Source organism: Microvirga sp. GN3 (assembly GCF_055792825.1).
Window position 1 is genome coordinate 45,141 of the sequence record NZ_JBVVAK010000055.1, and the last position, 6,000, is coordinate 51,140.

4 protein-coding genes are annotated in these 6,000 nt (G+C 60.6%); all 4 read left to right on the top strand.

Annotation, left to right across the window (positions count from 1 at the left end; genetic code table 11):
* Window positions 1–23 precede the first annotated feature (23 nt).
* The 4 genes from ACS5Q1_RS24045 to ACS5Q1_RS24060 all read left to right on the top strand — a co-directional run bounded on the left by ACS5Q1_RS24045 (window position 24) and on the right by ACS5Q1_RS24060 (window position 5,975).
* A complete protein-coding gene (locus ACS5Q1_RS24045; protein WP_203443039.1) occupies window positions 24–944 on the top strand; it encodes an ABC transporter permease in 921 nt (306 codons plus the stop codon).
* 4 nt (window positions 945–948) lie between these two features.
* The gene (locus tag ACS5Q1_RS24050) at window positions 949–1,806 is read left to right on the top strand and encodes an ABC transporter permease (RefSeq protein ID WP_473100532.1); all 858 of its coding nucleotides are present in this window, start codon (window positions 949–951) and stop codon (window positions 1,804–1,806) included.
* Entirely contained in the window at window positions 1,803–3,551 is a 1,749-nt protein-coding gene (locus ACS5Q1_RS24055; protein WP_473100533.1) for a M14 family metallopeptidase, read from the top strand. Before ACS5Q1_RS24050 ends, ACS5Q1_RS24055 begins: the two co-directional genes overlap by 4 nt.
* A gap of 339 nt (window positions 3,552–3,890) precedes the next feature.
* Entirely contained in the window at window positions 3,891–5,975 is a 2,085-nt protein-coding gene (locus ACS5Q1_RS24060; RefSeq protein WP_473100534.1) for a glycoside hydrolase family 113, read from the top strand.
* The last annotated feature ends 25 nt before the right edge of the window (window positions 5,976–6,000 follow it).

A 6,000-nucleotide genomic window follows, 5' to 3' on the forward strand; every position in this document is an offset into this window, starting at 1 on the left:
AGCGCCAGAAGAAGGATCACCGCGTGGCGGGCTTCATTCTCAAGCGATTGCTGCAGGCCATCTTCGTGGTCCTCGCGGTGACGCTGATCGTTTCCTTTGCGATCAGGTTGTCGGGCGACCCGGCCATCATGATGATGGGAGGCGGCAACGTCACCGAGGCGGATCTCAAGAACATCCGTCAGGCCCTCGGCCTCGAACGCCCGTTCTATGTCCAATATCTGAGTTTTCTCCAGGGGCTCTTCGTCGGGGATTTCGGGAACAGCTTCATGGGCGGGACGCCGGTTTCCCTGCTCATTTCACGCGCGCTTCCGGCAACGCTCCTTCTGGCTTTTGCCTCTCTCTTGACCTCTATCGTCCTGTCCGTGCCTCTTGGCGTTTACGCGGCCGTGAACCGTGGGCGCTGGCCCGATCAGCTCATCCGCATCCTGTCGCTTGTGGGCCTGTCCTTTCCGAATTTCTGGCTTGCCATCATGATGGTGCTTCTGTTCTCCATCGTGCTCGGCCTGCTGCCGCCGAGCGGCATGGAGGGGCCGGAGAGCTTCGTGATGCCGGCGCTTACCATGGCGATCATTCTGACTGCCACGAATGTACGCCTGGTGCGTACCTCCATGCTGGAGACGCTGTCGCAGCAATACATCATGGTCGCACGCTCCAAGGGCTTGCGCGACCGCGTCGTCCTCTACAAGCATGCCCTGCGCAACTCGGCCATTCCGCTCGTCACCTATATCGGTCTGCAATTCGGCGGCCTCATCGGCGGCATCGTCATCATCGAGCGCGTGTTCAACTGGCCCGGCATGGGCACGCTTGCGTTTGACGCCATCTCGAACCGCGACTATCCGGTGCTTCAAGGTACCATCACGGTGCTCGCGCTGTTCATCGTTCTCATCAACCTTCTGGTCGATATCGCCTATGGGCTGATCGATCCGCGTATCCGGACGGAGTGAGGCCATGGCATCCGCTCAGGCTGTGTCGTCGGCGCGCCGGCATTTTCGCTCGATCGAACTCGTCCTCGGTCTCCTGCTCACCGGCGGCATGGGGCTGGCCGTGCTGTTCTCGGGTTTCCTCTTTCCCGATGGCGGTGAGAGCATGGACCTCATGGCGCGTCTCACGCCGCCGTTCCAGGATCTTGCCCATCCTCTCGGCACCGATCCCCTCGGCCGTGACGTGCTGGCGCGCGTGATCGTCGGCGGCAAGATCTCGCTCACGGTCGGCATTCTCTCGGTGATGGGAGCGGTCGTCGTTGGCACGATTGTCGGCCTTGTCGCCGGATATTACCGCGGTATCGCCGAGATCCTGCTCATGCGCTTTGCCGACATTCAGCTGGCGCTGCCCTTCATCCTGCTCGCCATCATGTTCCTCGCCATTCTCGGCACGGGTGTCGACAAGATCATTTTCTTCATGATCGTCGCCCAATGGGTGCAATATGCACGCCTCGTGCGCGGCTCCGTTTTGGCCCTGCGGGATCGGGAGTTCATCCTCTCGGCTCGCGCCATCGGGGTCGGCAATGGGCGCATCATCTTCACGCATATCCTGCCCAACGTGCTCGGCCCCATTGTCATTCTCATGACTCTGCAGGTGGCCAACAATATTCTTCTCGAAAGCAGCCTGACCTTCCTCGGCCTCGGCGTCGATCCGCTTATTCCAAGCTGGGGCGGCATGCTGGCCGACGGGCGCACCTACTTGCAGACGGCTTGGTGGGTCAGCGTCTTTCCAGGCCTTGCCATCATGTTCACCGTGCTCGGCCTGAACCTTCTGGGCGATTGGCTGCGCGATCTTCTTGACCCGACAGGACAGACTTCACGATGACGACTTTGCTCGACGAGCATATCCCGCGCACTCTCGATATCCTCCTGCGTGAATGGGCCAAGAGCGATCATCGCGGCGCGATACTCGAGGCGTGGCTGTTCGAGGGCGAGGCGGAGCGGCGCGCGGCAGAGGCCGTGTTGTCGGAGGCAGGCGTCCGGGCGCGGCTGCGCAGCGCTTACAAGCCGCTCGTTCATGCCTTTCTCGAAGAGATCGATACCGCTGATCTGAAGCGCGTCACCGTGCGCTATCCCGTGCATGAGGACGCGGACCGCCTGCGCTTCCTCTCGGAGGGTTATCCTCTCGCAGCCCTGCTCGACGGTATCGAGACTCTCTTCGAGTCCGGCACCGCGGATCTGACCTATCGCATGATCCTTGAATATAAGGACGGGCGCGTGGCGGAGCATGCGGTCTTTGCGCCGAACCGCCTGCGCACCAACCATCTCGACGAAGTCGATCTTACGCCGACCGGCTGGCTCAAGGTGACCGGACGGGCGGATGGTGCACCGGATGTCGACGAGGTGCTTGAGACCGAGGCCGAGCAGGTTTTTCACAAGGTCATGGCAAGTGTTGCAGCTCATGACTGGCCTGAGACGGAGCCCTACGCGGAGATCATCGCCATTGATGTAACGATCCCCGGCATCGAGCGTCCGCTCGACTACGGCGACGAGGTCATGAGCACGCGCGAGGCCCTACACGAGGACTTTTACTTCTCGCTGCTCGAATTCTTCAAACGCAAGTCGGGCCGCCCGCCCGAGGATCGCAGCGTACAGCCGGGCCAGATCGTGCCGGATATCCGCGCCGGCGGGGGCGATGCGCATGTGCGCGTGACCCTGCGCTCGTTTGGACCGCCGCAGAATCCTGTGAAGCCGGAACAGGACATCGAGACGGCTGATGCCGCACCGGGCCTCGCGCAGATTTACCGTGAACTCGCGGCGCTTCCGGGCGAGACCTTCGAGGGGATCTCCCGCGAGGAGCGTCCGGTGCGCGGGATCTATCGCGCCGGCTCGCGTCCGCCGGTTCTCGTCACCAGCGGCCAGCATGCCAACGAGACGTCGGCGCCGGTGGGGACGTTGCGGGCCGTGCGCCGGCTACTCGCCAATCCGGAGGCTAACATCGCGTATATTCCGGTCGAGAACCCGGATGGCTATGCGTTGCATGGACGGCTCTGCGAGGGCAATCCACGCCACATGCATCATGCGGCGCGCTACACCTCGCTCGGCTGCGATCTGGAATATGGACGAAACGAACCGCTCTACGAGATCGGCGCGCGCAACCAAGCGCTGGAAATGTCCGGTGCCCAACTGCACCTCAACTTCCACGGCTATCCGGCGCATGAGTGGACGAGACCGTTTACCGGCTATCTGCCACGCGGCTTCGAACTCTGGACGATCCCGAAGGGCTTCTTCCTGATCATGAGGCATCATCCCTCATGGGGCGACACGGCGAGGACCCTGATTGAAGCCATTACCACCGGCCTGTCGGCCGTACCGGGCCTTGCCGAGTTCAACCGCCGTCAGATCGAAATCTGCTCGATCCATTCCGGCGGGACGCCGTACGAGATCATCAACGATGTGCCGTGCCTGATCACCGCGGACGAGCGCCATCCTTCTCCCTTGACCCTCATCACGGAGTTCCCGGACGAGACGGTTTACGGGGACGCCTACCGGTTCGCCCATACGGTGCAGATGGCGACCGTGATCGCCGCCGAGGAAGCCTACGCGTCGATCCTGGCGGCAACGACCTGAAGACGCTCCAGACGCCGGGGCGTCGACTCACCGGCTACGACAGGAAAGGGCACGCCACGGGTGAGGCATGCCCTTTCTTTTATGAGGGTCGGATTGGGTTGCTGGATGAAGGGCAGACTTCAGTATAGCCGGCACATGAATATTTTCTTCTGATATCCCGGCCCGTGGCTATGCATTACTTCCAGCGTAGCCGGAATTGCTTTCCGCCTTCTCAGAAACGGAAGCTTAACTTTATTTCTTCCTTTCGCACTTGCGAGATTTTGTTTGTAACACTATATCGAAATATAAATGCTAGAAGCCTATTCAGCGTAGCCAGCTATCCTCAGGGACCCATCCATTATGCCCAAATTATTCGACTTCCAGGCTGAAAGTCTCCCGTCGTGGTGGGACGGCAATTATCGGATGCCGTGGACGGAGACGAATCTCGACCTGATCAAGGGCGATGGTGCTTCTCAAGTTGTGATTGTCCCGACCGTCTACATGGACAGTCTGACGTCTACCCGGGTCTATCGCGACAACAACGATCCGGGTGGTCACAACGTCGACGGAAATCCGCGCACGGAGAGCGACGGCTCGATCAAGGAGGCGATCGCCAAGGCTCAGGCCCGTGGTCTGGAGGTCATCTTCAAGCTGCATGTCAACATGCAGAACGACGATTGGAACGCGCTTATCGGTCCTCCGGAAGGTTCGACGCCCGCACAGGCCAAGGTCTGGGCTGATGCATGGTTTGCTTCCTATAAGGAAGCCGTGGTCCACTACGCCAAACTTGCGCAGGAGCAGGGTATCACGGCCTTCGCCATCGGCAATGAATGCGAAAGCATGACAGGTGCGCAGTATCGCGAGTATTGGGTCGATATCATCGAGGCGGTCCGCGACGTTTACGATGGACAGCTGACCTATGCCGCGACCTGGACCGAGGCTCTCAACCTCAGCTTCTGGGACAAGCTCGATTACATGGGGGCAAATCCCTATATCAGCTTCACTCAGGACAGCACCAATCCGTCCCTGCAACAACTGATCGACGGCTGGACCAAACCGTCCAACGTCTGGGGAGTGAGAACGCCCATCGAGGAGAGGTTCGGAGAGAACATCTCCGCCATGGATGCTCTGAAACGGATCGCCGAGCAGTATGGCAAGAAGCTGATCTTCACGGAAACAGGCTTCCGCAGCCTCGACGGCAGCAACGCCACGCCGTGGATGTGGGGCAATGGCCGCATCGACGAGCGCGAGCAGTACATGATGCATCAGGCCTTCTACAAGATCATCACTGATCGCGCCGGTGAAGGTTGGATGGGTGGCTACTGGCTGTGGAACTACGACGCCAGCGAGGCCGTCTCCGATCCAAGCCCTGACGACGGCTTTTCTACGCATGGCAAGCGCACCGATGCGCTGGTCGAGCAGTATTTCAAGAACCCGGTTTCCGTCGCCGGCCGCGCTCTTGTCGGTACGGCAGGTGGCGACTCCCTCCTTGGCGGCTTCAACCATGACACGCTGATCGGTGGACATGGAAACGACACGCTGCTCGGCGGAGCCGGCGCCGACGTCTTCATGTACTACGCTGGAGACGGCGCGGACACGATCACCGACTTCAAGTTTTCCGAAGGCGACAAGATCGCCCTGATGAATACGGGGGCAACGGGCTTCGGCGATCTCGATATCTCCAGCACATCGGGTGGCTACGTCGTGCGCTTCGCTGATGGCGGGAGCCTGACCATTCGTACCACGGAGGCTCTGTCCGCGGATTGGTTCGCTTTCAATGGCACTGGCCAGTCTGGACCTTCGACCAAGCCGACATCGGGCGACGATGAGATCACCGGCACTGCCAAGGCCAATGTGATCAATGCGCTCGCGGGCAACGATCTCATCAATGGCCTTGCCGGCAATGACAACCTGACCGGCGAGGTTGGCGACGACACGGTCGATGGCGGTACAGGCAACGACGCACTGTATGGCGGTCTCGGCGATGATTTCGTTGATGGCGGCGATGGCGTCGACCGGATCTATGGCGGCGACGGTTATGACATCCTCTATAGCGGTGCCGGCAACGATCAGATTCGCGGCGAGAATGACGACGACATGCTCTATGGCGATGCCGGCAACGATCTTCTCCGCGGCGGCAACGGCCATGATCTTGTCGACGGCGGCGATGGTGACGACAAGCTCTATGGCGAAGCCCAGGACGACCAGATCACCGGTGGCGAGGGCAACGACGTCATCCAGGGTGGCGATGGAAACGACGAACTCGAGGGCGAGAACGGCAACGACAAGCTCTATGGCGGCAATGGCGATGATGTGCTGCTGGGCTGGTTCGGCACCGATCAGAAGCTATATGTGGACGGCTTCCTCCTCACAAGGGTGTTGGTCAGTACTATGATCGGATCGCTTGCGCCCATATGTCCGGCCTGTCGGTGCGGTCGCGCATGACCGCGGGCCAAGATGGTTTCCGCGA